The sequence below is a fragment of the Gardnerella washingtoni genome (genome assembly GCF_049262705.1).
In the GTDB taxonomy this organism is placed as follows: Bacteria; Actinomycetota; Actinomycetes; order Actinomycetales; family Bifidobacteriaceae; genus Bifidobacterium; species Bifidobacterium vaginale_D.
The window spans coordinates 1,432,761-1,459,225 of sequence record NZ_CP058398.1 but is presented as its reverse complement, the minus strand read 5'-3'; the positions used below and the strand labels follow the sequence as shown (position 1 = coordinate 1,459,225).

Sequence of the window (26,465 nt, the reverse complement as noted above, 5' to 3'; positions counted from 1 at the left end):
AATGTAAAGCAAGTAGTTACTTTGCAAGTGTGTTTTAAAACTTGCAATGAAGAAACTAAGGTACGTTCTAGTGATGTATGCGAAGAATTATGCGCTGAGTGCGTGGTGTAGTGCTTACTCGCGAGATTTGTCACTGTGAGACCGCCTATGTGCTTTTTTTGCATAGAGCCATGCAATCTTTCGTTCATTTGGATAGCTTAATACACTATTTAATTCTTTAAAATTAACCCATATTGCATCTTCTGCTTCATGATCAGGATCCCCTAATACTGAAAGATTGCCGCTCACATAGCGTAATGCAAAATGATGTACTAGTTTATGTACACGATGAGATGTGCCTGTGAACCAATAGTCTATGGTTGCGATTGAATCCACTACTTCACCTACAATGCCAGTCTCCTCATGAATTTCACGAACAGCAGTTTCTTGGGGCGTTTCCCCTTTTTCAATATGTCCTTTTGGTAAACACCATTCGAGATGTCCGCTTCTGGAATGACGAGCAATAATTGCGACACGCCCGAGTGTGTCAAATACAAGCCCTCCTGCAGAATATTCGCGAATAATTGGTAAATCTTGAGCGTCTAAAGAGGCAAAAGTTGTAGGAGTATCTAATAATCTACGCTGTGGCATGAGCGCTGGAGAGATACCAGAAATTGACGATGTTTTCTGTAGTATTTCCGTAGATAATTCTATGCCTTGTGTGCTCTGCTCGTCTGTGGAAAATACTGGAATATCAACGAAAACTTGCTGCTCAGCCTCTTCTTGTATGTGATTTTTTTTACGATACATATTGGCTAAGTCAAGTGGTGTTACAGCAAGCTTAGACTGATTTTGGGTATGGTTATCCGCAAGCTTGGCAAGCATGTGTCGTAAATCTGCGGGAGTAACCATACTCCCCACCTTACTCAATCCGCTGTGCATTGGGGTAACGGTATGCTGGATTATAGATTGATTTTTGCTGAAAGGGTGTCGGTAAGGGTGACTGAGAATTTTAAAGTTTGGCCTGAAGCTATAGAGTTGGGGCAGCTTTTTGCTGAACATCATTATGAACTTGCATTAGTTGGTGGTCCTGTTCGTGATATGTTATTGCATCGCGTGTCGCATGATCTTGATTTCTGTACGTCGGCTCGCCCGGAAGAATTTGAATCTATTTTGCGTCGTTGGGGACACGATGGTTTTTGGGATATGGGTCGTAAATTCGGTACTTTGGGTGCTATGCGTCGACGTCCAGATGGCACAGAAGTAAAAGTTGAAATTACAACTTATCGTTCTGACCTTTATGATCCGGATTCTCGTAAACCGGAAGTACAGTATGGTGATACTTTGGAAGGCGATCTTTCTAGACGCGATTTCACTGTTAATGCTATGGCATTGCGCGTACCGGATTTGGAATTTGTGGATCCTTTTGGTGGTGCGAATGATCTTGCTAAAGGTGTATTGCGTACTCCCGTTGATCCTCGTCAATCTTTTGATGATGATCCTTTGCGTATGATGCGTGCTGTGCGTTTTGTGGCACAACTAGGTTTTAGTATTGAAACAAATACGGCTGAAGCAATTGTGGATATGACAGATCGGCTCGATATTGTTTCAGCCGAACGTATTCGTGACGAAATTACTAAACTGTTGCTTTCTGATAGACCACGTAAAGGTTTGGAGGCACTTGTCGAATCTGGTATTGCTCAGCGTGTACTACCAGAAATTCCTGCTTTGCAGCTTGAAATTGATGAGCATCATAGGCATAAAGACGTTTTTGAGCACACTATGATGGTTCTTGAGCGTGCCATCGCCTTAGAAACGGATCAGGAAGGTCCAGTGCCTGCTCCAGATTTGACTTTGCGATTAGCTGCTTTACTCCACGATATTGGTAAGCCACGCACGCGAAAGTTTGAAGATGGAGGAAAAGTAAGCTTTCATCATCATGACGTAGTTGGTGCAAAAATGGCCCACAAGCGGTTAAAGGCGTTGCATTTTGATCATCATCTTATTGAAGATGTAAGTGAATTGGTTAATTTACACTTGCGTTTTCATGGTTATGTTGATGAGCCGTGGACTGATTCTGCTGTACGCCGTTATGTAAAAGATTCAGGGCATTTATATGAACGTTTGAATCGCCTTACGCGCGCAGATGCCACCACACAAAATCGTCGTAAAGCATTGATGTTTGAACATGCTATGGATGAGATGGAACATCGTGTCAAAGAACTTAAAAAACAGGAAGATTTTAATGCTATTCGTCCAGACGTCGATGGTAATGAAATTATGCAATTATTGCATTTACAACCTGGTCCAATAGTTGGTGAGGCTTACAAACATATGCTGGACTATCGTCTCGATAATGGTCCAGTACAGCATGAGGTTGCAGTGGCAGAATTACTTCGTTGGTACCAAGAAATGCATAAAGACTAGCATAGTCTATTACAAAACTTGAAGGATAGAAAATGGGTAGTTGTGATATCAACTGCCCTTATTTCTAATTCTTTTTATTTAACTTCTTTATGTTGTTCTGCTTTAGGAAGATGTTGCATACTATCAGCTTTTAAGCAGCCCGGTATTTCTTGTATTGCAGCACCTGCTGCTGGAACGTCGACTTTTGGACGGAGATTAGTGAAAGTTGACCCAAGTACAATGTCAACAAGTTTATCTTGGCGGTCATCCATGCGCATAACAGCGTCTGTGAAATTAGCGTTCACTGTGTACGCTTCGTTAATGGCATTTCTTCCAAAATAAATAGTTGTCCGCTTAATATTGTTGGTTTTATTATTATTGACTTCGGTGAGATTAAACCCTCGAGCATTCAATGCTTCACCTACAGCGCGTGCAAAGCCGCGGAATTTTGTGCCATTAAGTACTCTTATAGCTACAGCGCGGTTGTCGACATAAGGAATTTTAGCGCTCCCCTTATCTTTTGTTGCGCATGGTGCAGTTACGCCATAATTGGGATTATCTTTCGGTGTGGCTGTGGAGTTAATGCCAAAGACGTGAAACTGTACAAGGAGTGCAATAACAAAAATAACAGCTAAAGCGATTCCTACACTAGTGAGTACAGATCGTTTCTTCTGATTCATGAAAGCTTTACGAGCAATACGTTCATCGTATTCTTGCGCCATGTTCACTTCCGATCTGCGACTATGTGTCCACTTGTTCATGATAAATTTTTGCAAGCTGTAAAGCTTGATATACGCTGTATATTACTGGTCATGTATGACGGGTTTCAAAATATAACAGCAGATTTATGATATTACGAATAAATATATATGCTAACTAGTGATTTTGTTTCAAACTAACGGTAATTATTGCTCACTGCAAGTTTTGCATGCACGATACAATGCAACAAATTCATCGCATGTAAGTGTTTCTCCACGTCTAGTGGGGTCAATTTTAGCTTTTTGGTAAGCTTCCTCAGGTACTTGATGTTTAAGTGCTGCATGCAATGTTTTACGACGCTGTTGGAATGCCGCATCAATGAGTGTAAACACTCCTTCGCGCTCATTACTATCGCCTTTGCTGGTAGTGTTACGAGTAAAAGAAACTAACGCAGAATCAACATTTGGTGCTGGCCAGAACACATTGCGTCCAATAAGTCCTGCACGTTGCGCCTTGCCATACCAAGCTAGTTTTACACTCGGTGTCCCATATACTTTATTTCCTGGCTGAGCGCATAAACGATCTGCCACCTCTTTTTGAACCATAACCAAAAAGCGTTGTAAATTATTAAATTTTTCAAGTAGTGTAAGCACAATAGGCGTTGCAACATTATACGGAAGATTCGCAACAAGTGTAAATTGTGTAGCTTGAGCTAGTTGTGGCACATCTTCAGCGTTCACTGTTAAAGCATCCTTTAAAATAACGCTGCAGCGCGGCTTTGCGCATGGCATAAATTCTTCTACTGTGTAAGGCAAGCGTTTTGCGAGTGGAGGATCGATTTCTATAGCTGTAAGGTATGCTCCTGCTTGCAGTATTGCAAGAGAAAGTGAACCAAGGCCAGGTCCTACTTCCATAACATTGTCGCCATTGCCAACTTCAGCAGCTGCAACTATTTTTCGTACGGTACCAGGGTCAATAACGAAATTTTGACCGAACTTTTTTGTTGGTGTAATGCCTTCTTCTGCAGCAATACGTCGAATATCAGCCGCACCTAAAAGTTGGCCATGAGTTTCAGTATTGATTTCCGTCAATGTGTACCATCCAATAAGTAGTGTTCGTATATTGTGTAATTTAATACCAGCCAATAGTGCGCGAATGTTTTACAGCTCCGCTAGGAGATTTATAGTTTGATTTGATATAAGTCAAACCCCAACTGATTTGTACGGCAGCATCTTCATGCCAATTGGCTCCGGCGCTTTTCATTTTATTTCCAGGAAGTGCTTGAGGAATTCCATATGCATGTGAGCTTGGATTTTCTGCATTCCAGCGCCACCCGGATTCCCTATTCCACAGCCACACAAGGTCTTCCCATTCTTTGCCAGTCCAGCCCATTTGTGCTGCTGCTCCTTGTGCAAAAAGTTTGGCCTGTTCTGGTGTAGCATGAACAAGACTATCTGGGTTGGGTGCAGGTGCTGGAGCTGGAGGGTTGGGTGCAGGTGCTGGAGCCTGTTGCTGATTTTGTGTCGCTTGAGCTGTAGCGTCTTGTGCAGGTTTTTGTTGTGTACTGTTACCTTGCTGGGCTTGGTTTTGATTATTTTGCTCCTGTACTTTACTTTGCGTCGTGTCTTGTTGAGTCTGTTGAGTCTGCTGAGTCTGCTGCTGTTTTTGTGTAGAGGTTTGTGGGGATTGTTGTGGTTTTTGTTGTTCCTGATTCTCTGTTTTGGCAGGCTTTTGCTCTGATTGTGGTGCTGGTTTAGCAACAGGTGTTGGAGAAACTTGTTGTGCCACTTGTGATTTTGTTTGTTTGTTCTGCTGCTGTTTTTGTTTATTCACGCGATTTGGGTGAACAGAAGCAGGAGCTGATTTTCCTATGGCAATAACCTGATTAATGGCAGGTTTTATTAAATTTTGTGAAACAAGAGTAGCGCTTTCAGCTTTGCCGTCCACGTATGTCACGTTATATACATCTTCTCGTTCGCCATTAACGCCGACTTGCTGCACTACTCGCGCATTTGCAGGAAGATGAGGATCGACGACAGTTTGCGTAGCAAAAGGAAGTGAAACCATGCGAGTTTCTTTGCCGTGAGTAACTCGTGAAATGCGTAAAATAGTTTTACCATCATTTTCTTCTACGCTAACGCGATCTTCTTTGCCGAGCACAATGCCCTGCGCGTCGAGGATAGCGCTTGCTGGCAAACTGCCATCTGGAGCGATACGTGTTTTACCATCGGCAATAACAGTAATTGGCCCTTTTTTATTAATTGATAATCCGCAAGTGAGTTTATCGTAAATGTTTTGCAAATTTACTGTAATGCGCGAGGCTTTTTGCGCGTTAGCTCGGAAAAATCCAATAAGTTGATCGACACTGGTTGCAACTGTCCAAAATGGTATAGTAACGCCGTCTACAGTAATAGAAGTTTGATAAGCGCTGCGTACAGTAACGGTAGCATGATTAGTGAGAATATCGCCTGAAGAAGATATAACCTGATCGTGAGTTTTTACTGGTATGTGCTGTTCTTCTAGAAGACGCGCGGACGTAGTTGCGTAAGTATGAACAACTCGAGTTTTGCCATTTACTACTAATGCTATTGATTTTTGGGCTGTGAATGCGAACATGCATGATGCTGCAAGTGATAGAGACAGAATGCAGGCAAGAATACGAGTGCGTCGCATTACGATTAAGCGTCGAGGTGTCCATCGACGTGCCATATAATCACTCCCTTCACTGTAAGACTGGCTTTTATTATACCTTCTATGCTGCATTGGCTACGCGAGCTAACAAAAAAAATGGGGGCGGGAGAGAAGGGGATATTCCCGCCCCCTTATGAGGTGGAGCTGGTTGGGGGACGCTCCACTCTCACCTCGGAAACCCTGAGTTGGGGGAAGGTTCCCGAGTTCTTACTCGCGACAAGTCTTGTTCTACAATGATTGTACAGAAGAAAATCATGTCTTACTTTCATCATACGTCATAATGTTGGCGTTAGATGTGAAATCAACAATCTTTTCTATTCTAGGTAACCCAAAAACGCAATATTATCGTATTGCAGAATGAATTCCCTTCAGAAATATAAGATAGTACAAAACGAAACTATGTAAGCCATTCAGCACTATCTAATCTCCCTGCTCTAACCATTGCACGTCATTATATTCGATACGAAAGATAACAAAAATTATCGTTTTGCGAACATTTTGCAAATATGAAGCAGAATCATACAAAAAGATTATCCAATGTGGAGCCTCCTGCCGGGATCGAACCGGCGACCTGCCGCTTACAAGGCGGCCGCTCTGGCCATCTGAGCTAAGGAGGCGTTGGTTACGCTGCACGTGCCATCTGTATGCATTATGCAGACCTTGATTAGTGTACCATATCCCACGTCATTACAAAATTGTGGTGTCGTTGCATGTATCGTATTGTGCTTATGTATCGCGTACGGCAACATTTGGCAATATAAGGCATTACCATAATGCAGTATGAGTGATATGAGCATGTTCGATCTACAATCTGGCAATAATGTGGGTGGATATACGCTTATTGACAGGCTTGGCGGCGGTGCAATGGGATCCGTTTGGCGAGTTCGTGATGACGGTGGTAATCAATATGCAATGAAAATATTACGTTCTTGCGTCAGTGTTAATCCAAACGATGAGGAAGATGCTGATCAAGCGTGTGCGAGATTGCGACTTAAACGTGAAGCTCTAGCGTTGCAACGTATTCATCACGCTGGCGTGTGCGGCATAGTAGATATGGAACTTGATGCATCAATTGCGTTTATCGTCACAGAGCTGATTGAGGGGCGTAATCTACGAGAGGATGTTGCAGAGAATGGTCCTTATGTTGCTGATGATTTAGAACGGCTTACGTATAAACTCATTGAGGCTGTAAAAGCAGTGCATCAAGCTGGTATTATTCATCGTGATATTAAACCAACAAATGTTATGATTGCTGCTACAGGACCAGTGTTAGTGGATTTTGGTATTGCTATGGGAACAGACGAGAGTCATGTTACGCGTACTGGTTTAGTTATGGGAACTCCTGGATTTATTGCTCCGGAAATTATTGAAGGTGGAGATTCCGATGAGTTGACTGATTGGTGGTCACTTGCAGCTGTGTTGGCGTTTGCTGCAACCGGCAAACCTGTTTTTGGTACCAAACCATTGATGGCGGTGTTGGAACGTGCAGCATCCGGGAATGCTGATTTGAGTGGTTTGCCTCCCAAAACTATGGCTGCTTTTCGCAGTGCTTTACATCCGATTCGTCAGCAACGCTGCTCTTTATCCGTATTAGCAAATGCAATCAGTGATGATGCTATGAATCCACTGTCATGGCCGGAGGCGAGCCGCCCTTTTGATCAAATTTCGTGCGTGGCTACGCGCACGATGTGGCGTGAAACAGCGTGTGAAACGGCATGTGAAACAAATCGTGAAACTCTGCAGGGACAGACAGTTATTCTGAAGCAGAATGCTTCTTCCGATGTAAAACGCACAGTAGATATGAACAATGAAACTATGCTATCAACTGTGCCTATGCGTTCTACTACCGTTATGCCACAATTGCCTCAACAATGTGGAGAGCAGGAATATGATACGCATATTGCTGAACCATTTTCAGAAGAAACGGAACCATTCAATCAGCAAGATTTAGAACAAAATAATATTGGTAAAGCATCTGAATCATCGCATACAAGTAGTCAATATGCGTATAAATATCGAGGCATGTGGGCGCTAATATGCTGTGTTGCGGTTTGTGCTGTTACTGCTTGTATCAATGTGCTCGATGCTGCTGGTTTGATTATTGCTATTATGTGGATTAGTGCGACAGCAGGGTATAATATTGCGGCATGTTTATATAGACAACAGCTTAATGGCGGTATTATTCCTCAGCATGACGCAGTTATGCGCATTGCGGCGTTACCGTGGCATGCGATTTGTGGTTTGTTGTATGCGTTGCCGCGTGTTGTTGTTATTGCGATTGCTAGCTTAATGGGGGCTGCGGCATATCCATTATTGTTGGGAAGTAGCCCAGAATTACAAATTTTGAAACTTGGCTCTTTGCATATCCCTTTCCCAACTTATTCGCCTAGTATTTTGTCGCAAACTGCTATCGGCTATGCAATTGGTTGTATTGCCGCGTGGGTTATTCTGGCAATTACTAAGAATACTGATAAATTCTGCTTGGGACTAGGTGCCTTACTGGGTGCTGGAAAATCATCTGAAAAATAAAAAAATAATACAATGACTGATGTGCATTTTCCGTTGATACCACCTATTAAACTATGGTGAGGTTACTATTTCATTAACAAGTATGCTGCTGGGAATAAGTCTTAGCGCACAATATGTTGAAGGATAACAATGCCTAAAATTCAGATGCGTGATAATAAGCAGGGAGATTCATCTGCTACTCGCCTACAAAGAACCATAGAAAATCGTGAACGTCTTGCGCGCGAAGCTCGTGAGCGTCGTCAGCAAACCATTGTTGGAATTGTTGTAGTGATTATTGTTATGGCTATGCTCATTGCAGTTGGTGTTACTGCTTATCAAGCTTTTTATGCACCGCAGCAAAATAATGCTGAACAAACGCAAATTGAACGCTCTGATAAGGCTAAAAGGCAACTAAAGAAACTTGGTGCTAAATACAAGCCGGAAGTTGTAAATGCTAGGGGTGGAATTTTTATTAGCAAGCTTGGCTACAATAAGCCTGTTGCTAAAGCTCCAACGGTTGCAACTTATTTTGATCCGCTATGCCCAGGATGTGGAAACTTTAATCGTGAAGCAGATGGGGTGCTGATTTCAATGGTTCGTGCAGGTCAAATTAATTTGGAAATACACCCAATGTCATTCTTGGATAGGATTTCTAGTGATAATTATTCAACTCGTGTAGCTGGCGCTATTGCTTATATTGCTAATAATGACAGGAATCCAGAGCATTTACTGCAATTTATTAATAACATCTTTGCAAAAGACTTCCAGCCAGAAGAGGGTGATGGCTATAAGCCTGTAAGCAATGAAAAGTTGATTGAACAAGCTAAGAAAGCTGGGGTAGATGATTCTGTTGCTAGTAAGGCTTTTGATCGCCAATACTTAGAGTGGCAGAATTTGATTAACAAATACACTCCTGATTTCGTGGAGTTGTTGAATGTTTCTGGTTCTAGTAAGGGTTCGATGACAACGCCAACTGTAACTATCAATGGAAAGTTGCTTGATATTAATGCTGCTAGTAGCAAGAATATGAGCATTCTTGATGCAATTTTGCATTGCATCGGTTTGAATAAAAACCAAGTTGGCGTTGCAGGTCAAATGCCTAAAGTGTCTGACACTAGTTCCCCTATTGCATTGTAAATAAGCTAAATTATAGAAATCTAAATTATTACATAAAAACGGACGTTGAGTGTATTCTTAACGTCCGTTTTTGTATAGAAATTACTTAATTTTATTTATAAATCAAGTGGCTTACTCTTATGCGTAACTTGCGGCATATAACCAGATTCGCCAACATGTTTTTTATCGATTCCCAAAGACTTTAATATAGCTTCCAAATAATCCATCTGCTTTTCAGAAGCTGCGTGTAGATCTACTAGCTTACCGTTAATTGTTACTGTTGGAGTTGTCATAGTGCCTTTATTAGAGCCAGAAACATTCCATAAAGCTTTTTCTTCTGGAATGCTCGCATTAATAACTTCTTGCCACTTAACATACTGTAGGTTAAAGGCTTTATTTGCAATCTTATTTGCAACTCCAGCATCTTCAGCTAAATCAATAAGAGCTTTATTTGGTGTTGCTTGGTATCCATCGCCTTCTTCCGGCTGGAATCTTTCGCTAAAAATACTATTGATGAACTTGAGCAAATGCTTTGGATCATTGTCATGCGAAGCGATATAAGCAATACCGCCTGAGACGCGATAAGAATATTGATCTGAGCTAAAACGATTCAAGAATGACATAGGGTGAAGTTCTAGGTTAATTTGACCTGCTTCAACCATTTTAATTAAAGTTTCATCAACATTACGATTAAAGGATCCACAGCCAGGGCATAAAGGATCAAAATAAGTAGCGACTGTAGGAGCGCCCGAAGCTTTCTTGCCATATCCACTCTTACTAAGAAGGATTCCGCCTTGTAAATTAGATGCTGTTGGAATTTCAGAAGAAGACAATTTTTTGGCTGTTTGGGAGTCGGCTATATTCTCAGTTTTTACTTGCGATTTATTGATTGAATTGTAATAAGACATAAATCCAGCTCCTGCAGCAAATGCAAGAATAATTAATGCTATTACGATGCCAATTAAGTTTTTATTATAAGAGGCATTTGATTTTTGCATTTTATTGTTTGTTGTTTCTTGTTGTTGATCCATAGTTATTCTCCTTTTGTGTGCCTTGCTCGACACGCCGAGTTTATGCAAAATGCTGATTTTTTGCTGTTTTTCTAAGCTAAACATGATATATTAAGGCATGGCTCAACGAAGAGAACCTTCAATGGACCAGGTAAGTAAACTGTGGACGATTGATTCCCGCCGATGTAGGAATTGGGGTCATGAGTGCACACCCTTCACTACGGATCGTTCGGCACGTACCTGCCGATGAAAGGACATATCATGGCAGAAGTTGTATTTGATCATGTGACTCGTATTTACCCAGGCAACGATAAGCCTTCGGTTGACGATTTAAACATGACTATTAAAGATGGTGAGTTCCTCGTACTCGTCGGTCCATCTGGTTGCGGTAAGTCAACTACTTTGCGTATGTTGGCAGGCCTTGAAGAGGTTAACAAAGGACGTATCCTCATCGGCGGTCAAGATGTTACTACTATGCAGCCAAAAGATCGCGATATTGCAATGGTATTCCAGAACTACGCGTTGTATCCTCATATGACTGTTGCGGACAACATGGGCTTCGCTTTGAAGATTGCAGGTGTTCCTAAGGAAGAAATTCGTAGGCGCGTTGAAAAAGCTGCAGAAGTTTTGGATTTGACTGAGTATTTGGATCGTAAGCCAAAGGCTTTGTCTGGTGGTCAGCGTCAGCGTGTTGCTATGGGTCGCGCTATTGTTCGTGAACCAAAGGTCTTCCTTATGGATGAGCCTCTTTCAAACCTTGACGCTAAGCTCCGTGTCCAGACTCGTACGCAGATTGCTGCTTTGCAGCGTCAATTGGGTGTTACTACCCTGTACGTGACCCACGATCAGACCGAAGCTTTGACCATGGGTGATCGCATCGCCGTCATTAAGCTCGGTGTTTTGCAGCAGGTTGGTGCTCCAACTGAGCTTTATGATCGCCCGGCGAACGTGTTCGTGGCAGGCTTCATTGGCTCCCCATCTATGAATATCAACCAGCATCCAGTGGTTGATGGTCGTGCTCAGATTGGTGAGGATTCTATTGTTCTTCCTTCTGAAGCGGTTGACATGCTTACTGAAGAAGATCATGGACAGATTATCGTTGGCTTCCGTCCAGAAGACGCAAGCTTGGCAACTTCAGATGATCCAAATGCATTCTCCTTGAAGGTGATGAACGTAGAGGATCTTGGTTCTGACGGCTATATTTATGGCAATATCATTACTGATGGTTCGCCTGAAGAAGCATCAACTATGATGTCTGATCAGAATAAACTTACGACAATCCGCGTGAATCCACGTGCTTTGCCAAAGGTTGGTGACACAGTAAAGATTAAGATTGATCCATCCAAGATGCATCTATTCGCACCTTCTACCGAGTTGCGTTTGAATTAAAAGCGAAGTTTGCTTGCTTTCTATAAAGGCATAGTAAGCGAAGTTTTGGTATAAAGGTATAGCGGGGTTCGCAACGTAACGCGAACCCCGTTTTTGCCAGCAAAAAGTGACACAAAGGTTGTACATCAACGTATCGTTACAATGCATAGCCTATTATGTATAGTTGTTATCAATAATTCGCCAGCAATGAATCTGCGTTACATATGGAATGCAAGAGGCATTGTTGACATGAGCTTGATTGGTACATGAACTTTATGGAATGGAATGACGCTCCTCAGCTAGACCCGCGCGCTGTGCAGGCGACTTCGGTTTCTGCACAGGACGAGAGTGCGTCGTCTCAAGAACCGCAGACGCTTAAGATTACTGCGGCTAGTTCAAACCCAAAAATGTTTATGCTTCCTTGGGAATTACCATTATCCCAATGGCCTGCTGATTTGTTTGTGAATTTGCCACGCGGTATTTCGCGTCACGTTGTGCGCTTCGTTCATGTTGGTGACGAAGTGTATGCAATGAAGGAAATTACTCGGCAAGTTGCTGAACGAGAATATGAGCTTTTGCGTAGACTCCGTAAACTTGAATTGCCTACGGTTACTCCTATAGCTGTTGTTGCAGGACGCCATGATGCTAATGGTGAAAAGCTTGAGGCAATGTTAGTAACAAGGCATTTAAAATTCTCACTGCCTTATCGAGCGTTATTTGCTCGCACATTACGTCCTGATACTGCAGAGCGTCTTATCGATGCGCTCGCTGTTCTTATGGTACGTTTGCATCTTTCTGGCTTCTATTGGGGTGATGTGTCGCTTTCTAACGTGCTGTTTTTGCGAGATGCAGATGCTTTTTCTGCGTTCCTAGTTGACGCGGAAACTGGTGATTTGCACGGGAGCTTAACAGAGGGTCAACGAGAATACGATATTGATCTAGCTCGAACCAATATTATTGGTGAGCTTATGGATTTGAGCTCTGGTCAGCTCTTGCCGACAGAAGTAGATGAGATCAGCATAGGCAATCGTCTAGTAGATCGTTATCACTCGCTTTGGAGTACGCTTACTGACGTTGATAAGTTCAGTCCTGATGAGATGTGGCGAATTGAACGTCGTGTTAATCGTCTCAATGAGCTTGGTTTCGATGTTGATGAGTTGGAGATGAAGACTTCAGAAGATGGTCGAAGGGTTTTGGTTCGACCTCGAGTTGTGGATGCTGGCTATGCTTCCCGCAAACTTCTTCGTCTTACTGGATTGGATGTTCAAGAGAATCAGGCTCGAAGGTTGTTAAACGATTTGGATGCGTATCGCACTTCAACGTGGAGACAAGGCGAAGAATTAGAAATTGTTGCAACCGATTGGATGCGTGAAATTTTTGAGCCAACAGTTCGTATGATTCCTCCTGAATTTCGTTCGCAAATTGAGCCAGCTCAGTTCTTCCACGAGGTACTTGATCATCGCTGGTTTATGGCAGAAAAAGTTGGTCATGATGTTGCTATGCAAGATGCTGTGACGAGTTACATTAAAAATGTTCTTCCGCAGTACAAAATGGATAAGCGTGTCCTTGCTGCTATTAATGCTGATGCTGATTCTGGTGTTATTGATGATGAATATACATATTCACAATCAAATAATGCCGAAGTTACTGCTGATGAATACGATCAAGATGCTAGCGTTTGGGCGAGTTAAATAATGAATGTTATATAATTAAAAGCTAATTCTCAATAAGGTCGACGCATGTCGTCGTCTTCGATTTTTAAGCAGATTTTGCAGAGGGAGCTTCGGCTCCCTCGTTTTTTCTATTATTTCGGGTTATAGGCCAAAAAGTGTGTAAGAAATCATGTCTCACGCATTGTAATACAAGTGTTTTGCGGTAATCGAATCTGTTTGCTGCACATTCGCCACCCGGACAAAAAGTGTGTAAAAAATAAGCTCATAACCCTTATAGCAGTAAGGCTCAATGTATATCGAATGTGGGTTATTTCTTATGCTAAGCGGCGTTCAAAGTAGGTATTAGCTGAATATTTAACAATAAATCGTCAAACTTTGTTACTAATGCAGATTACGTACTGCGCGAATAACGCTAAATCGCAATTATTCGTTACTAATGCAGATTACGTACTGCGCGAATAACGCTAAATCGCAATTATTCGTTACTAATGCAGATTACGTACTGCGCGAATAACGCTAAATCGCAATTATTCGTTACTAATGCAGATTACGTACTGCACCAGTAACATATGACTGTTCTTTCTCAGTTTGTTAGCTAAGTTTTTAATGCTGTTTAGATTATGGATTATAGACACATAATATTCATCATCATAGTTTTACACACTTTTTGGCCTATAACCCATTATTTCAAACTATTAAAAACGAACTTAGTTTACCATTTGAAATAAACGCAAAAGCGGAGATATGCGCTGAGACATATGATAGAAAATAAAAAATCTCAGCGGAATGCGAGGACATATCTGCTGAGACACCACAAAGTGCCCCCTGTGGGACTCGAACCCACAACCCAAGACTTAAAAGGACTCTGCTCTGCCAATTGAGCTAAAGGGGCAACAATCGCCAAGTATACTACATTGAAGAGACGAAGTGAATCTCATGGATATTTGGCGTGTTATAAACAAATTATTTCAGTATTCCAAGTGATTCCAGTTTTGTTTTGATTTGTGTTGCGGATGGTTCCACCATAAAAGTATTGTCTGCAAAAGTAACTACTGGAATATGCTTTTGACCGCTAATCTCAACTGCTTTATCTGCAGCTCCTGCTTCTGTTTCAATATCATGCCAAGTAAATGCCACGCCATATTGATTCAATGCAGACTTAGCTCTTTTGCAGTCACCACACCAATCTGCGCCATATACTTCCACGGTTATTTGATCTGACATAGTGCTCCTTAGTGTAAATCGCGAATGTGAAATTCACTTGCTTAGTGCAGTATCAATTGCTTTTATTAGTGTAATAGATTCTTCGATGCTGCGATAGTTTATTATGCAATGTAATAAAGATGAGAAAAAATAGTGAAATGTATTGCCACTGTCCCTTGACTTTCATAGGCTTAATGTCATGAACATGGTTATGGATATGAACATGGTAGTTTGGTTTGTAGTTGCGGCTGTAATTGTTGCTATCTTGTTGGTGACTGCTGCGGTGATTTTGCGTATTTTTGGCAATAATCATGGACCGTCAATTCCTAAAAGTGTTGGTAATTTGGATGAAACCAATAACGTTGAAGCCAATAAATCTAAGTCGGAACTGAAATCAAAGGCTGTAACAGAGTCAGGACAAGAATGTAAGCAGCAACTAGAGACTGCAAGAGAAACCGAAACTGAACTTCTGCCAGAAAGCGCACCGTCTCGTTTGAAGCGTCTCCGTGAACATTTATCTCGTAGCAGGAATCCGTTTGGACGCGTGCTTTTTAATATCATCAGCAAAGACCATCTTTCAGAAGAAGATTGGGAAGATGTAGAAGATACGTTACTTATGGCTGATGTTGGCACCCAAGCTAGTGAAGAATTAGTAGAAGAACTGCGTAAAGATGCACGTATTTCCGGTACTGCTAGTGCTGAAGATGTACGTTTGACATTGCGTACAAAACTTCTAGAAGTAGTAGGTGAGGATACGGATCGTCGTCTGAACGCAGACAAGCCGGAAGCGAATCATCCAAGTGTTATTATGATGGTTGGTGTTAATGGAACCGGGAAAACCACTACGGCTGGTAAATTAGCACGATTATTTGTGGCTCAGCATCGTTCAGTAATGTGTGCTGCAGCAGATACATTCCGCGCTGCTGCAGCGGATCAACTTGAAACTTGGGCTTCTGCAGTGCATGTGCCAGTTGTGCGTGCAGATAAAGACGGTGCTGATCCTGCATCTGTTGCTTTTGTTGCAGCAAGTAAAGCAACAGAACAACAAGCAGATGTGCTGATTATAGATACCGCTGGTCGTCTGCAAAATAAAGCAAATTTGATGGATGAACTTGGCAAAATTCGTAGAGTTGTAGAAAAAACTATCCCTGTTGACGAAGTATTGCTGGTGCTGGATGCTACGACTGGTCAAAATGGTTTATCTCAAGCCAAAGTATTTGCTGAGGCTATTGGTATTACTGGTGTAGCTCTTACTAAGCTTGATGGTTCTGCCAAAGGCGGCATTGTTGTTGCTGTGCAGCGTGAACTAGGTGTGCCAGTGAAGCTAGTGGGTTTGGGAGAAGGCCCAGATGATTTAATGCCATTTGATGCACAAAGTTTCGTAGATGGTTTATTGGCATAAACTAATCAGCAGAGAATGACTACCTATTATGTAGCGGTTTTTCTGCAGAAGTGGGGATGTCATATTTGCTGAATTTCGTGATTTTTGCAATATGAATTTCTCGGTACAATAGTTATTAAACATAATACTTCAGTTGCGACGATATATTGTTGCGATGCTTAAAATAATTGAGGTGAAAAATGACCACAATGGATCCGCAGTGGGCGTTGTTGGCTGGCGCATTGGTGTTTATCATCACGCCGGGTATTGCCCTATTTTATGGCGGTCGTGAACGCGCTACTTCCATGGTAAATATGATGATGTTATCTGCTGGCGCTATCGCTGTTACAACGCTTGTATGGACTTTGTGGGGGTGGTCACTAGCTTTTGCTGGTAAAGATATGGTTGGCGGTATTGTTGGCGATCCATTAAGTGGGTTGCTGTTCCGCGACTCTATGGTTGCAGATCATGGTGTATTTACATCTATGGATGCTAATTCTGGCTTGGCGGGTGGAATTCCTGCTGCATTTCGTTTGGCTTGTGCAGTTGTTGCAGTTGCTTTGATTACTGGAGCATTAGCTGGACGTGTACGTTACGCTATTTGGCTTATTTTTGTTGCTGTATGGGTTACGTTAGTATTTGCTCCGCTTGCGCATATGGTTTGCGGTGGAGGATTGCTATCTCCTAATGGTGCTATTTCGCAGGCATTAGGTATTCAGGTGCATGATTTTGCTGGCGGATCTTTACTGCATATTGCTGCTGCTGTTTCTGCTTTCGCAATTGTTATGATTATCGGTGGTCACGCTCATTTCCCGTTGGGGCGTTTAGTGTTGCATATTAAGAATGTGGCGCATGTTGGAACGGGAGCAGGTTTGGTATCTGCTAAAACTAATTCCCGTAATGCTAAAAGTCGCCTATCCCGAGCATTGTGGGCTGATGTTGCTAAAGCACAGGATAATTCTGATGCGGAATCCGTTGTTTCCCCAGTTGCTACTGTAGCTGAAGTTGCTGAATCTTCCTCTGCTCAGACATCCGTTGAAAATGATGCTGTTCGTCAGCCGCATAATGTGCCTTTTGTTATGCTAGGAATCTTCTTAATTTGGTTTGGCTGGCTCGGTTTAATGATTGGTTCTTCTGCTGGTGTGCCAGGTGTTGCTGGTTATGCTTGGATAAGTTCTACGATTACTGCATCTGCATCAATGCTGGCCTGGGGTGTAACTGAGCGTTTGCGTTCTGGTTGCTTCTCAGCTGTGGGTGCTGCGTCTGGAGTTATGGCGGGTTTGTCTGCTAGTGCAGCTGCAGCAGATGTTATTGCGCCGCTATGGGCTTTAGTATTGGGTATTCTTGTTGGTGTTATTACTTCTTTGGTAACGCATTCTCGTACTTTTATGCGTTATGACGGAGCTTTGCACGTAATGAGCGTGAATGGTGTGGCAGCTCTTATTGGCGTGCTTGCAGTAGGCTTCTTCGCGGACGGTTCTGGCTTGCTTGCAGTTGGCGATTGGCATCAGCTTGTTGCGCAGCTTTGCTTAATTGGTATTACAGTGCTTTACTCGGGTGCTGTAACAGCTGTTGTTGCTTTTGCTCTTGAAAAACTTTTCGGATGGCGTATTTCTGAAGATAAGGAACGTAATGGCGTCGATTTAGCAGATCAAGGCGAACGTGCTTATGATTTCTCGACAATCGCGCAAAGCCATGAAGGCGCTGTTGTTGCGCTTACTGATGATGATTCAAGTAAAACGCAGATGGCTGTTCTTACTTCAGTGGATATTACGATGGATGATAGTGCTCCTGATAGTGCTCCTGAGTTTGAAGAATCCGATACTACAGGTGCAGATACCGCGGAAGATGAAGAGTGTGATGTCGAGAATAATCATGCGGAAGCGGATAATGATGATTCTGATGATGAAAAATCAGATAATGGTGATTCTGATATCAAAGAAGAATCTGCAGTCGCGGCAGATAAGAAAGTTGCGGGAGAAGATGAAGCTAAACAAGCTAAGAAAAAATCTCATAAGTCTCGTAACAATGCAACAAATTAGCCATTAAACCAATCCATAGTGCGTATCAGAATATTTCACAAGAATACGTACAGATGATAAACCGCATGTCTTATTTAAGATATGCGGTTTTTGTGTGTTGAGATTTGTCACAGAATCTTTTTGGTGGGTAAAAAGAATTTTTGACACGCACGAAGTAGGTGATGTGCATAAAAAGAGGAGTTGTCCACATTCTAGGCGTGTCTAAGTGGATATTTTGCAAAATTGTCCACATATTGGGGATAACAATGTGGATATCCTGCGGATAACTTCTCTGAATTGGTATTTCAACTTGCGATTTCATAATATTTATGTTAGATAATTGAGAAATTGATTATACAAGTGGGGGCAACTTCTTGAAGAAACATGCCTGTAGAATGAAAGCATTATGACTAATCGGGAGTTAAATAATCAAGATATTGACACAATATCTTGCAATATTCCAAAATCATCGCAATCTGCGCTGCATGCGCATACTCAAGATACGCATTTATCGACTATTCATTCGCACATGTCTCCTGCAATGAGTGATATTGCATCTTCTAGAGGAGAGGTACTTCGCAATATTTGGTTACTTGCACTGCCTACTTTTGGTCAGCTTGTTGCTGAACCGGCATTCGTTCTTATTGACACTGCTATTATTGGCCATATTGGACGAAGTGCACTCGCAGGGCTTTCTATTGGCTCAACAGTATTGCTTACAACCACCGGTCTTTGTTTATTCTTGGCATATAATACGACTTCGCAAGTTGCGCGTCTTTTAGGCGCAGGTAAACGTCGAGAAGGTTTTAGTGTTGGGATGGATGGCTTGTGGCTTGCATTATTTCTTGGTGTAATTCTTACAGTCATACTTATTTTTGCCGCTGAACCGTTATGCTACGCAATAGGCGCGCGCGGATCTACATTGCAAAATGCTATTGTGTATACACAAATGGTTATGCCTGGATTGCCTGCGATGCTGCTTGTATATGCTGCAAATGGCATATTTCGTGGTTTACGTAAGGTAAGTATTACATTATTCGCAGCAATAAGTGGTGCCATACTTAATACTATTCTTGATATAATCGCAGTTTTTTACCTCAAGATGGGTATTGCTGGTTCTGGTATTGCCACTATGCTTGCGCAATGGTATATGGGTTTTGTGCTTACTGTTCCAGCAGTTATGTGGGCTGTGCAGAGTGGTGCGCGACTTCGACCGCATTTTCGACAAATTTTGCATTCTGCTGGAAGTGGTGTGCCGCTTTTTATTCGTACGCTCGCGTTGCGTACGTGCATGGTGGCTACGGTAGTTACGGCAGCAAGACTCGGTACCAATACTCTTGCTGCGTATCAGGTTACTAATTCCTGTTGGAATTTTGTTATGAATATTTTAGATGCTATTGGTATTGCAGCGCAAACTATTGTTGCAGCGGCACTTGGAGCAGGTCTTCGTAAGCAAGCAGGGATGATTACGCGTATTTGTGCACAAGTTGGTGCTTTAAGTAGTGTGGCAGTCGGTTTATTCATGATTATCGTGGGTTGGAGTTGTCCTTCGCTGTTCAGCCCACGCGCAGATATTCAACTCCTTGTTTCCATTGGTATGACAATTCTGGGTTTATTTTTACCTCTTGCGGGGTGGATGTGGGCATTGGATGGTGTATTAATTGGCGCTGGAGACCACCCCTATTTGGCAAAGGCATGTTCGGCAATGGCTGTTGTATATTTATCTGCATTGCTGCTTGCAAGCGTTAGTAACATTGTTTTTCATACGAACGACGTAATACGAACTACTGCATTATGGGTTGTGTTGAATATCGCTTATATTGGTGGTCGTGCAGTGGGGAATAGTTTGCGTATTAGAAATGATGCGTGGATGGATTCTGCGCTAAAATTATAAAGAAAATTTCTATGGCAACCAACAATATTTTTATTAAGAGTATTCGTGGGTGGCTTATAGTTTTGTATTGTAATACGTGCGCGCGCTTATACTCGTTTTTATGGCAGATAATGATATGTGGCAGTCTACTAAGGGCAATGTAAGTCACTCTGGAAGTAATCGCGGTGGCAATGTTGGCGCCCCAATATATGGTTCTGGTGCGTCTCGTAATGCTGATGAAACAAGTGGTGCTACCTTGTTTGATCGAGTTCCTCCACACGATGCTGATGCGGAGATGGCAGTGCTTGGTGGAATGCTGATGAGCAAAGATGCTATTGGCGAAGTATCGCAGGTACTAGAAACAGCGGATTTTTACCAACCGCAGCATCAAACAATTTACGATGCTATTCTTACGCTTTTTGCAGGATCCCAACCTGTTGATGTTGTGCTGGTAGCCAACGAATTAATGAAGGATGGAAATCTCGATAAAGTTGGTGGAGCTGACTATTTGCACAGCTTAGTAGCTTCCGTGCCAACAGCTGCAAACGCAATGTATTATGCGGATATTGTGCACCAAAATGCCATATTACGTAATGTTATTACTGCTGGCACTAAAATTGCACAAATGGGCTATTCTGCTTCTGGTGTTCAAGCGGAAGATATTGTGAATCTTGCGCAATCAGAAGTGTATGAAATGAGCGCTGGCAAAGTGCGTCAAGATTATGTTGCTATCGGCCCAATTTTACAAAATACTCTTGATCAACTCGATAAATTACAAAATCATGAGCTTGAGCAGGGTGTGCCAACAGGATTTCGTGATATTGACGAAGTTACGCAGGGTTTGCAGCCGGGTCAAATGATTGTTGTTGCTGGTCGCCCAGCTATGGGTAAGTCAACACTTGGCATTGATTTCGCTCGTTCAGCTGCTCTTCACCACAATATGACATCTATTGTGTTCTCTCTAGAAATGAGCAAAGTAGAATTAGCTCAACGTATTATTGCTGCAGAAACTAATATTCCACTCGCTGCCATGCGAAGAGCAGAAGATATTACTCCAGATCGTTGGAATACTCTCAATAATTTCTGGACAAAAATGCAGAACGCTCCGCTTTTTATTGACGACAGTCCCAATATGAGCTTGATGGAAATTCGTGCAAAATGTCGTAGGCTCAAACAGACGAATGATTTGAAACTGGTAGTTATTGATTATCTTCAGCTTATGAGTTCTGGCAAGCGTGTGGAAAGCCGTCAGCAAGAAGTTTCGGAATTCTCGCGTGCGCTGAAGTTGCTTGCTAAAGAGCTTGAAGTGCCGGTTGTTGCTCTAAGTCAGCTTAACCGTGGGCCAGAAATGCGAAACGATAAGAAGCCGCAGCTTTCGGATTTGCGTGAATCTGGTTCTATCGAGCAAGATGCCGATGTGGTGTTCCTAGTACATCGCCCTGATTTTTACAATAAGGAAGATCGCCCAGGCGAAGCCGATATTATTATGGCAAAGCATCGTAACGGCCCTACAGACACGTTTAATCTTGCGTTCCTTGGTGCAACTTCCAAGTTTATGGATATGCCGCAAGACTACCAGCAGGCGGGAGTGTGATTGAGTATGTTAAGCGGTGATTGCAAATCGCATAAAAAGTTTCGCAAAGATTTACGTAAGCATTGGTACAGTTTTGCCATGCCTGCTGTTGGGAAACTTGTTTGCGCGCTTTCTAGGCTGCTTCACCATGGTGGAAGCGCATTGCCGGGTAAAGTTATTGAGAGTCTTGATTCTGGCTTTTTAGCGCGCACTCTTGCAGCATTGCCGTGCGGAATAGTGTTGATTTCTGGTACCAATGGCAAAACTACTACAACGCGTATGGTAACTTCTATGCTGCGAGACGCAGGACTTAACGTATTTACTAATCCAACCGGTTCAAACTTTACTAGAGGAGTAGTGGCAGCTCTTGCAAAAACAATGCCGGCTTTTGGCACAAAACTAAATGCGGATATTGCAGTTTTAGAGCTCGACGAAGCGTACGCAGTGCATTTTGTAAATCAAGTCAAACCTCGTTACTCTTTATTGCTAAACGTTATGCGAGATCAACTCGACCGATTTGGCGAAATTGATACAACTGCAAAACTATTAAGCAACGTAGCTGCTGCAACCGAAGGAACAGTAGTGCTAAATCGTGAAGATCCGCGTATTCGCGCGCTCGCAAGCTTTGTTCCTTCCGGCACTCGCGTGCAATATTTTGGTTTGGATGACGCTGTAAAAAGCATGTTCCCGACGGATGATGATTTGCACAATAGTTCTGAAAAAAGCGAAAATTGCGAAGATGTTGCAGAAAGCAAGGCTAACAATCTTCCTAAAGCAGACGTTGTGCTTTCAAAAGTTGGAGATCATGAGGCTGAGTTTATACTTGATGGCAAGCGTAAAACCACATCTGTAAAACTCGACGGCGCTTACAATATTTTCAACGCTGCTGCTGCAGCAACGGTAGTTCGTGCTATCTTGGCGGACGCTGCAAAACAAAATTCTACGCTGCAAAAATTCGACGACGATGCGCTTATGGAAGCGATTTCTCACGTAACTCCTGCTTTTGGTAGAGGCGAAGTAATTGAAGTTAATGGCGCTCCTGTTGAGCTTGTTTTAGTGAAGAATCCTATTGGTTTTAGACTTGCGATTGCTTCGGATCATCCGAAAAATCACGATACCATGATTGCAATTTGTGACGAATACGCTGACGGTAGAGACATGAGCTGGCTGTGGGACGTTGATTTTGCAAGCTTTAGTGGTACTGGAGTTGCGTGTGTTTCTGGTACTCGCGCATGGGATATGGCTTTGAGGCTGCAATACGATAAAGTCTCGGCTCGCAATGTGAATACGGATTTAGAAGAAGATACTAAAGCTTTTGTAAATGGCGATTTTAGTGGCAATGCTAAAAACGCTAAGCGTATATATTGCACATATACTGCAATGCTTCGCGTGCGCGCGGCTTTAGCGCAACTTGCGGAAGTTAAAGACGTTGGAGTTGGAAAGTAATAGTCATGAATGGTTCCAGTGATATTAGTAAAGCAAATGCTACTTTTGAAAACGAAAATCGCGTGCTAGATATTGTGTCGCTATATCCAAAAGACATGAATATTTACGGCGACTATGGCAATGTGCTTACGATTATGCGCCGAGCGGAATTGTACGGTTACAAGCCTGTGCTACACGAGTACAACGTTGGTGATTTATGGCCAGAGCGCGTGGATATGATTCTTGGCGGAGGTGGTCAAGATCATGGTCAGAGCAGAGTCACGGAAGATCTATTTGCACGCGCGGACGCGATTCGTGGGCTTGCAGAAGATGGTGTTCCAATGCTTATGATTTGCGGTCTTTACCAGCTTTTTGGAGAGTATTTTGAAACCGTTGAAGGACAAAAACTTCAAGGAATTGGCATACTTGGAGAGCATACGGTTGGTCAAGATGTGCGCATGATTGGAAATCTTGTGGAGCATAGCGCCGATTTTGGCGATATTGTGGGCTACGAGAACCATTCTGGGCGCACAAGCTTGGAAGATGGAACGCAGCCACTTGGCTTGGTTGATAGTGAAAATTGCGGTAATAATGGCAAAGATCACACGGAAGGAGCGCGCAAATACAACGTTATTGGGACGTATATGCACGGCTCAGTTTTGCCGAAAAATCCGCGTCTGGCTGACTTTTTAATCCGTACTGCTGTGCAAAATCGTTACGGCGAATTTTCGCCCAAGCAAACTGATGCTCAACGCGCGGAGCTCGCTAAACTAGACGAATTAGCCGAGCGTGCTCGCGAAGTGGCTGTAACTCGTCCGCGGTGAATGAACATAGGTGTATGCATGATTTAGTAGAAATTTGATTGATTATTTTATTTTATTTTATGCTGAGTGTTACTCAATGCGTATAGTTATGTGATAAAAAACACTAAAATATGTATAATTATGTGATTAAATGCACCAAAACATATATAATAATGTGATACACGATAAAAGATAACGCAAAATATAACGGAACATCAGTGAAGCTAAGCGTAGAAACAGCCAAGCGTTAATACGGCTGCAATATCTAATAGCGTAACGCAAGATGAAAGGTGAGTAATCATGAAAAGGCTGATTATGAGCAAACTTTTAGCATGGAAGAACTCACCATATCGTAAACCATTGATATTAAAAGGCGTGCGTCAAGTTGGTAAAACTTGGGTACTAAAAGAATTTGGTAAGCTTTACTACAAAAATATTGCTTATTTTAACTTCGACGAAAACAAAGAATATAAGCAATTCTTTGAAACCACTAAAAATGTGGAGCGAATTTTACAAAACCTAATGCTTGCAAGTGGTCAAAAAATCGAACCAGAAAACACGCTTATTATATTTGACGAGGTTCAAGACTGTCCAGAAGTAATAAACTCGATGAAATATTTTTGTGAAAATGCTCCGCAATATCATGTTGCTTGCGCTGGATCGTTGCTTGGAATAACGCTTGCAAAACCATCTTCATTCCCAGTTGGAAAAGTTAATTTTATGCAAATAAACCCAATGAATTTCACGGAGTTTTTACTTGCTAATGGAGATGAAAATCTAGCGAAGTTTATTGAACAAATCGATAAAATAGAGCCGATTCCAGACGCATTTTTTAACCCGTTATACGAGAAATTAAAAATGTATTATGTTACAGGAGGCATGCCTGAGTCAGTTTTGATGTGGGCTAAAGCGCGAGATGTGAACGCAATGCAAGAGACATTGTTTGAGATTATAACAGCTTATGAACGAGATTTTGCAAAACATCCTAAGGTTAGTGAATTTCCAAAAATATCAATGATTTGGAATTCTATTCCATCTCAACTTGCGCGTGAAAACAAAAAATTCTTGTATAAAGTTGTTAAAAATGGTGCACGGGCAAGAGAATATGAAGACGCTTTGCAGTGGCTTGTGTCGGCACAATTGGTGTATAAAATTTATAGAAATACTACGCCGAATTTACCTATTGCTGCTTATGATGATGTATCTGCTTTTAAGATTTATTTGGCAGATGTTGGTTTGTTAAGGCGATTAGCACAACTTGCTCCTACTGCATTTGCGGAAGGCAATAGGCTGTTTACTGAGTTTAAGGGTGCTTTAACAGAAAATTATGTTTTGCAAGCGCTACTTACTCAATTTGAAGTGACGCCTAGATACTGGTCTCAAACAAATCCGCCGTATGAAGTGGATTTTCTTATTCAACGAGAAAATGATATTTTCCCTGTTGAGGTTAAATCTGAAGCAAATATTAATAGTAGAAGTTTGAAAAAGTTTAAAGAATTATTTCCTAATCAAACGAAATTACGTATACGATTCTCGCTGAATAATCTAAAACTAGATGATGACATGTTGAATATTCCGTTATTTATGGCTGATTACACGGATAAGCTTATAGAACTTGCTCTGAAAGAAAAAACCTGTAATAACGTGTGAGTTACCTTTTAACCTGACAACAAACAGGTTTTTTTATTGATTGATAAACACAAAAGCCTGCTGAACTTGCAAAGTGTTGCAAATCAGCAGGCTGTTTTGTAGTTTTGAATTTTAGTTTTTGATTCTAGTTTTCGTTTGATTTAGCTAGTGACTATTAGTCGATTAAGCCATACAAGCGATCGCCAGCATCGCCAAGACCTGGAACGATATAAGCTTTGTCGTTCAAATGCTCGTCAACAGCGCAAACAACAACCTTAAAGTCAATAGAAGGATCAATCTCCTTCTCCAAGCGCTCTAAGCCTTCTGGAGCTGCCAAAATGTTAATAGCAGTAACGTCCTTAGCGCCGCGCTCCGCCAAATAATGCGTAGCAGCAATAAGAGTGCCACCAGTGGCAAGCATTGGGTCAAGAAGGAAGCATTGACGACCGGTCAAATCTTCTGGCAAACGGTTGGCATAAGTGACAATATCGAGTGTCTGCTCGTCGCGCTTCATGCCAAGGAATCCAACCTCAGCGGTTGGAAGAAGGCGAGTCATGCCGTCGAGCATGCCGAGGCCAGCACGCAAAACCGGCACAACCATTGGGCGTGGGCGGTTCAAATGCTTGCCAGTCATCTTGCAAATAGGAGTTTCAATCTCGCGATCGCTAACTTCCAAATTGCGGGTTGCTTCGTATGCTTCGAGGGTTACCAATTCGGAAACCAACTCGCGGAAAATGTTAGAAGGTGTATTCTTATCACGCAAAACGGTGAGCTTGTGGTCCACCAGCGGATGATGTAAAACATGAAGATCCATACCTTCTAGGGTAATGCAAGCATGGCATGTTAAGCTATCGGCGTGCCGTTATTTTTGCACGAAATATAAACAAATGTTGAGTAAAAATATATTTTATTTAAACTTATTTAGCAAAATCTGAAATTTGAAACTTAAAATTCAAGGCTCAGAACAGAAACGATACTGACTTGCGAAAGCGCCTGTCGGCGCAAACGCCGCTCGCAGCGGCAAAAAATGGAGCCCGGGGCTTAAACACAAGCCAGCATCATTTTGAGTATACCTTGTTTTCTGTTTTCACGCGCCGCACAATTTTA

General features: G+C 42.2%; 19 protein-coding genes and 2 tRNA genes. 12 read left to right on the top strand and 9 right to left on the bottom strand.

What is annotated here, in order from left to right; translation table 11 throughout:
* Positions 1 to 114 precede the first annotated feature (114 nt).
* Positions 115 to 891 (bottom strand): NUDIX hydrolase, encoded by a 777-nt coding sequence (locus HXT28_RS05765; protein WP_064346742.1) that lies wholly within the window; start codon positions 889 to 891, stop codon positions 115 to 117.
* A gap of 42 nt (positions 892 to 933) precedes the next feature.
* On the opposite strand from HXT28_RS05765, the gene HXT28_RS05760 reads away from it, so the two are divergent.
* Positions 934 to 2,406 (top strand): CCA tRNA nucleotidyltransferase, encoded by a 1,473-nt coding sequence (locus HXT28_RS05760; RefSeq protein WP_064346743.1) that lies wholly within the window; start codon positions 934 to 936, stop codon positions 2,404 to 2,406.
* 74 nt (positions 2,407 to 2,480) lie between these two features.
* On the opposite strand, the gene HXT28_RS05755 is transcribed toward HXT28_RS05760, so the two are convergent.
* From HXT28_RS05755 to HXT28_RS05740, 4 genes are all read right to left on the bottom strand, one after another.
* Positions 2,481 to 3,107: a LytR C-terminal domain-containing protein gene (locus HXT28_RS05755; RefSeq protein ID WP_016637879.1), complete on the bottom strand. Its 627-nt coding sequence runs from the start codon at positions 3,105 to 3,107 to the stop codon at positions 2,481 to 2,483.
* 183 nt (positions 3,108 to 3,290) lie between these two features.
* On the bottom strand, positions 3,291 to 4,190 hold the full coding sequence (rsmA, locus tag HXT28_RS05750; protein WP_032814300.1) for a 16S rRNA (adenine(1518)-N(6)/adenine(1519)-N(6))-dimethyltransferase RsmA: 900 nt from the start codon (positions 4,188 to 4,190) through the stop codon (positions 3,291 to 3,293).
* A 25-nt stretch (positions 4,191 to 4,215) separates the two neighbouring features.
* A complete protein-coding gene (locus tag HXT28_RS05745; protein ID WP_422113366.1) occupies positions 4,216 to 5,793 on the bottom strand; it encodes a G5 domain-containing protein in 1,578 nt (525 codons plus the stop codon).
* A 522-nt stretch (positions 5,794 to 6,315) separates the two neighbouring features.
* Positions 6,316 to 6,392: transfer RNA gene (locus HXT28_RS05740), tRNA-Thr, on the bottom strand.
* A gap of 163 nt (positions 6,393 to 6,555) precedes the next feature.
* Between HXT28_RS05740 and HXT28_RS05735 the strand changes: the two genes are divergently transcribed.
* On the top strand, positions 6,556 to 8,304 hold the full coding sequence (locus HXT28_RS05735) for a serine/threonine-protein kinase (RefSeq protein ID WP_016637552.1): 1,749 nt from the start codon (positions 6,556 to 6,558) through the stop codon (positions 8,302 to 8,304).
* Between the two features lie 129 nt (positions 8,305 to 8,433).
* The gene (locus tag HXT28_RS05730) at positions 8,434 to 9,420 is read left to right on the top strand and encodes a DsbA family protein (protein ID WP_016637551.1); all 987 of its coding nucleotides are present in this window, start codon (positions 8,434 to 8,436) and stop codon (positions 9,418 to 9,420) included.
* Positions 9,421 to 9,515: 95 nt separating this feature from the next.
* Here HXT28_RS05730 and HXT28_RS05725 read toward each other — a convergent pair whose 3' ends face one another.
* Positions 9,516 to 10,430, bottom strand: a complete 915-nt coding sequence (locus HXT28_RS05725) for a DsbA family protein (protein WP_032814291.1) — start codon at positions 10,428 to 10,430, stop codon at positions 9,516 to 9,518.
* A 240-nt stretch (positions 10,431 to 10,670) separates the two neighbouring features.
* Between HXT28_RS05725 and HXT28_RS05720 the strand changes: the two genes are divergently transcribed.
* The gene (locus tag HXT28_RS05720; protein WP_032814294.1) at positions 10,671 to 11,798 is read left to right on the top strand and encodes an ABC transporter ATP-binding protein; all 1,128 of its coding nucleotides are present in this window, start codon (positions 10,671 to 10,673) and stop codon (positions 11,796 to 11,798) included.
* 254 nt (positions 11,799 to 12,052) lie between these two features.
* Positions 12,053 to 13,468 carry a DUF4032 domain-containing protein gene (locus tag HXT28_RS05715; RefSeq protein WP_032814303.1) on the top strand — a complete coding sequence of 472 codons (1,416 nt, stop codon included), beginning with the start codon at positions 12,053 to 12,055 and terminating at the stop codon, positions 13,466 to 13,468.
* 801 nt (positions 13,469 to 14,269) lie between these two features.
* Here HXT28_RS05715 and HXT28_RS05710 read toward each other — a convergent pair.
* Positions 14,270 to 14,342 (bottom strand) — tRNA-Lys (locus HXT28_RS05710).
* A 71-nt stretch (positions 14,343 to 14,413) separates the two neighbouring features.
* Positions 14,414 to 14,674 carry a mycoredoxin gene (locus tag HXT28_RS05705; protein WP_016636798.1) on the bottom strand — a complete coding sequence of 87 codons (261 nt, stop codon included), beginning with the start codon at positions 14,672 to 14,674 and terminating at the stop codon, positions 14,414 to 14,416.
* A 178-nt stretch (positions 14,675 to 14,852) separates the two neighbouring features.
* On the opposite strand from HXT28_RS05705, the gene ftsY reads away from it, so the two are divergent.
* From ftsY to HXT28_RS05670, 7 genes are all read left to right on the top strand, one after another.
* Positions 14,853 to 16,055: a signal recognition particle-docking protein FtsY gene (ftsY, locus tag HXT28_RS05700; RefSeq protein WP_155639942.1), complete on the top strand. Its 1,203-nt coding sequence runs from the start codon at positions 14,853 to 14,855 to the stop codon at positions 16,053 to 16,055.
* A 179-nt stretch (positions 16,056 to 16,234) separates the two neighbouring features.
* Complete coding sequence (locus HXT28_RS05695; protein ID WP_016636796.1) at positions 16,235 to 18,076, top strand: ammonium transporter; 1,842 nt, start codon at positions 16,235 to 16,237, stop codon at positions 18,074 to 18,076.
* A gap of 508 nt (positions 18,077 to 18,584) precedes the next feature.
* Positions 18,585 to 19,949, top strand: a complete 1,365-nt coding sequence (locus HXT28_RS05690) for an MATE family efflux transporter (protein WP_016636795.1) — start codon at positions 18,585 to 18,587, stop codon at positions 19,947 to 19,949.
* A 100-nt stretch (positions 19,950 to 20,049) separates the two neighbouring features.
* Complete coding sequence (gene dnaB, locus HXT28_RS05685; protein ID WP_422113365.1) at positions 20,050 to 21,522, top strand: replicative DNA helicase; 1,473 nt, start codon at positions 20,050 to 20,052, stop codon at positions 21,520 to 21,522.
* 6 nt (positions 21,523 to 21,528) lie between these two features.
* On the top strand, positions 21,529 to 22,947 hold the full coding sequence (locus tag HXT28_RS05680) for a Mur ligase family protein (protein ID WP_064346746.1): 1,419 nt from the start codon (positions 21,529 to 21,531) through the stop codon (positions 22,945 to 22,947).
* 5 nt (positions 22,948 to 22,952) lie between these two features.
* Complete coding sequence (locus HXT28_RS05675) at positions 22,953 to 23,750, top strand: type 1 glutamine amidotransferase (protein ID WP_064346748.1); 798 nt, start codon at positions 22,953 to 22,955, stop codon at positions 23,748 to 23,750.
* A gap of 279 nt (positions 23,751 to 24,029) precedes the next feature.
* The gene (locus HXT28_RS05670) at positions 24,030 to 25,379 is read left to right on the top strand and encodes an ATP-binding protein (protein WP_422113364.1); all 1,350 of its coding nucleotides are present in this window, start codon (positions 24,030 to 24,032) and stop codon (positions 25,377 to 25,379) included.
* A 154-nt stretch (positions 25,380 to 25,533) separates the two neighbouring features.
* Here the strand turns inward: HXT28_RS05670 and upp are convergent, their stop codons facing one another.
* Entirely contained in the window at positions 25,534 to 26,172 is a 639-nt protein-coding gene (gene upp / locus HXT28_RS05665; RefSeq protein ID WP_004114100.1) for a uracil phosphoribosyltransferase, read from the bottom strand.
* Positions 26,173 to 26,465: the final 293 nt, after the last annotated feature.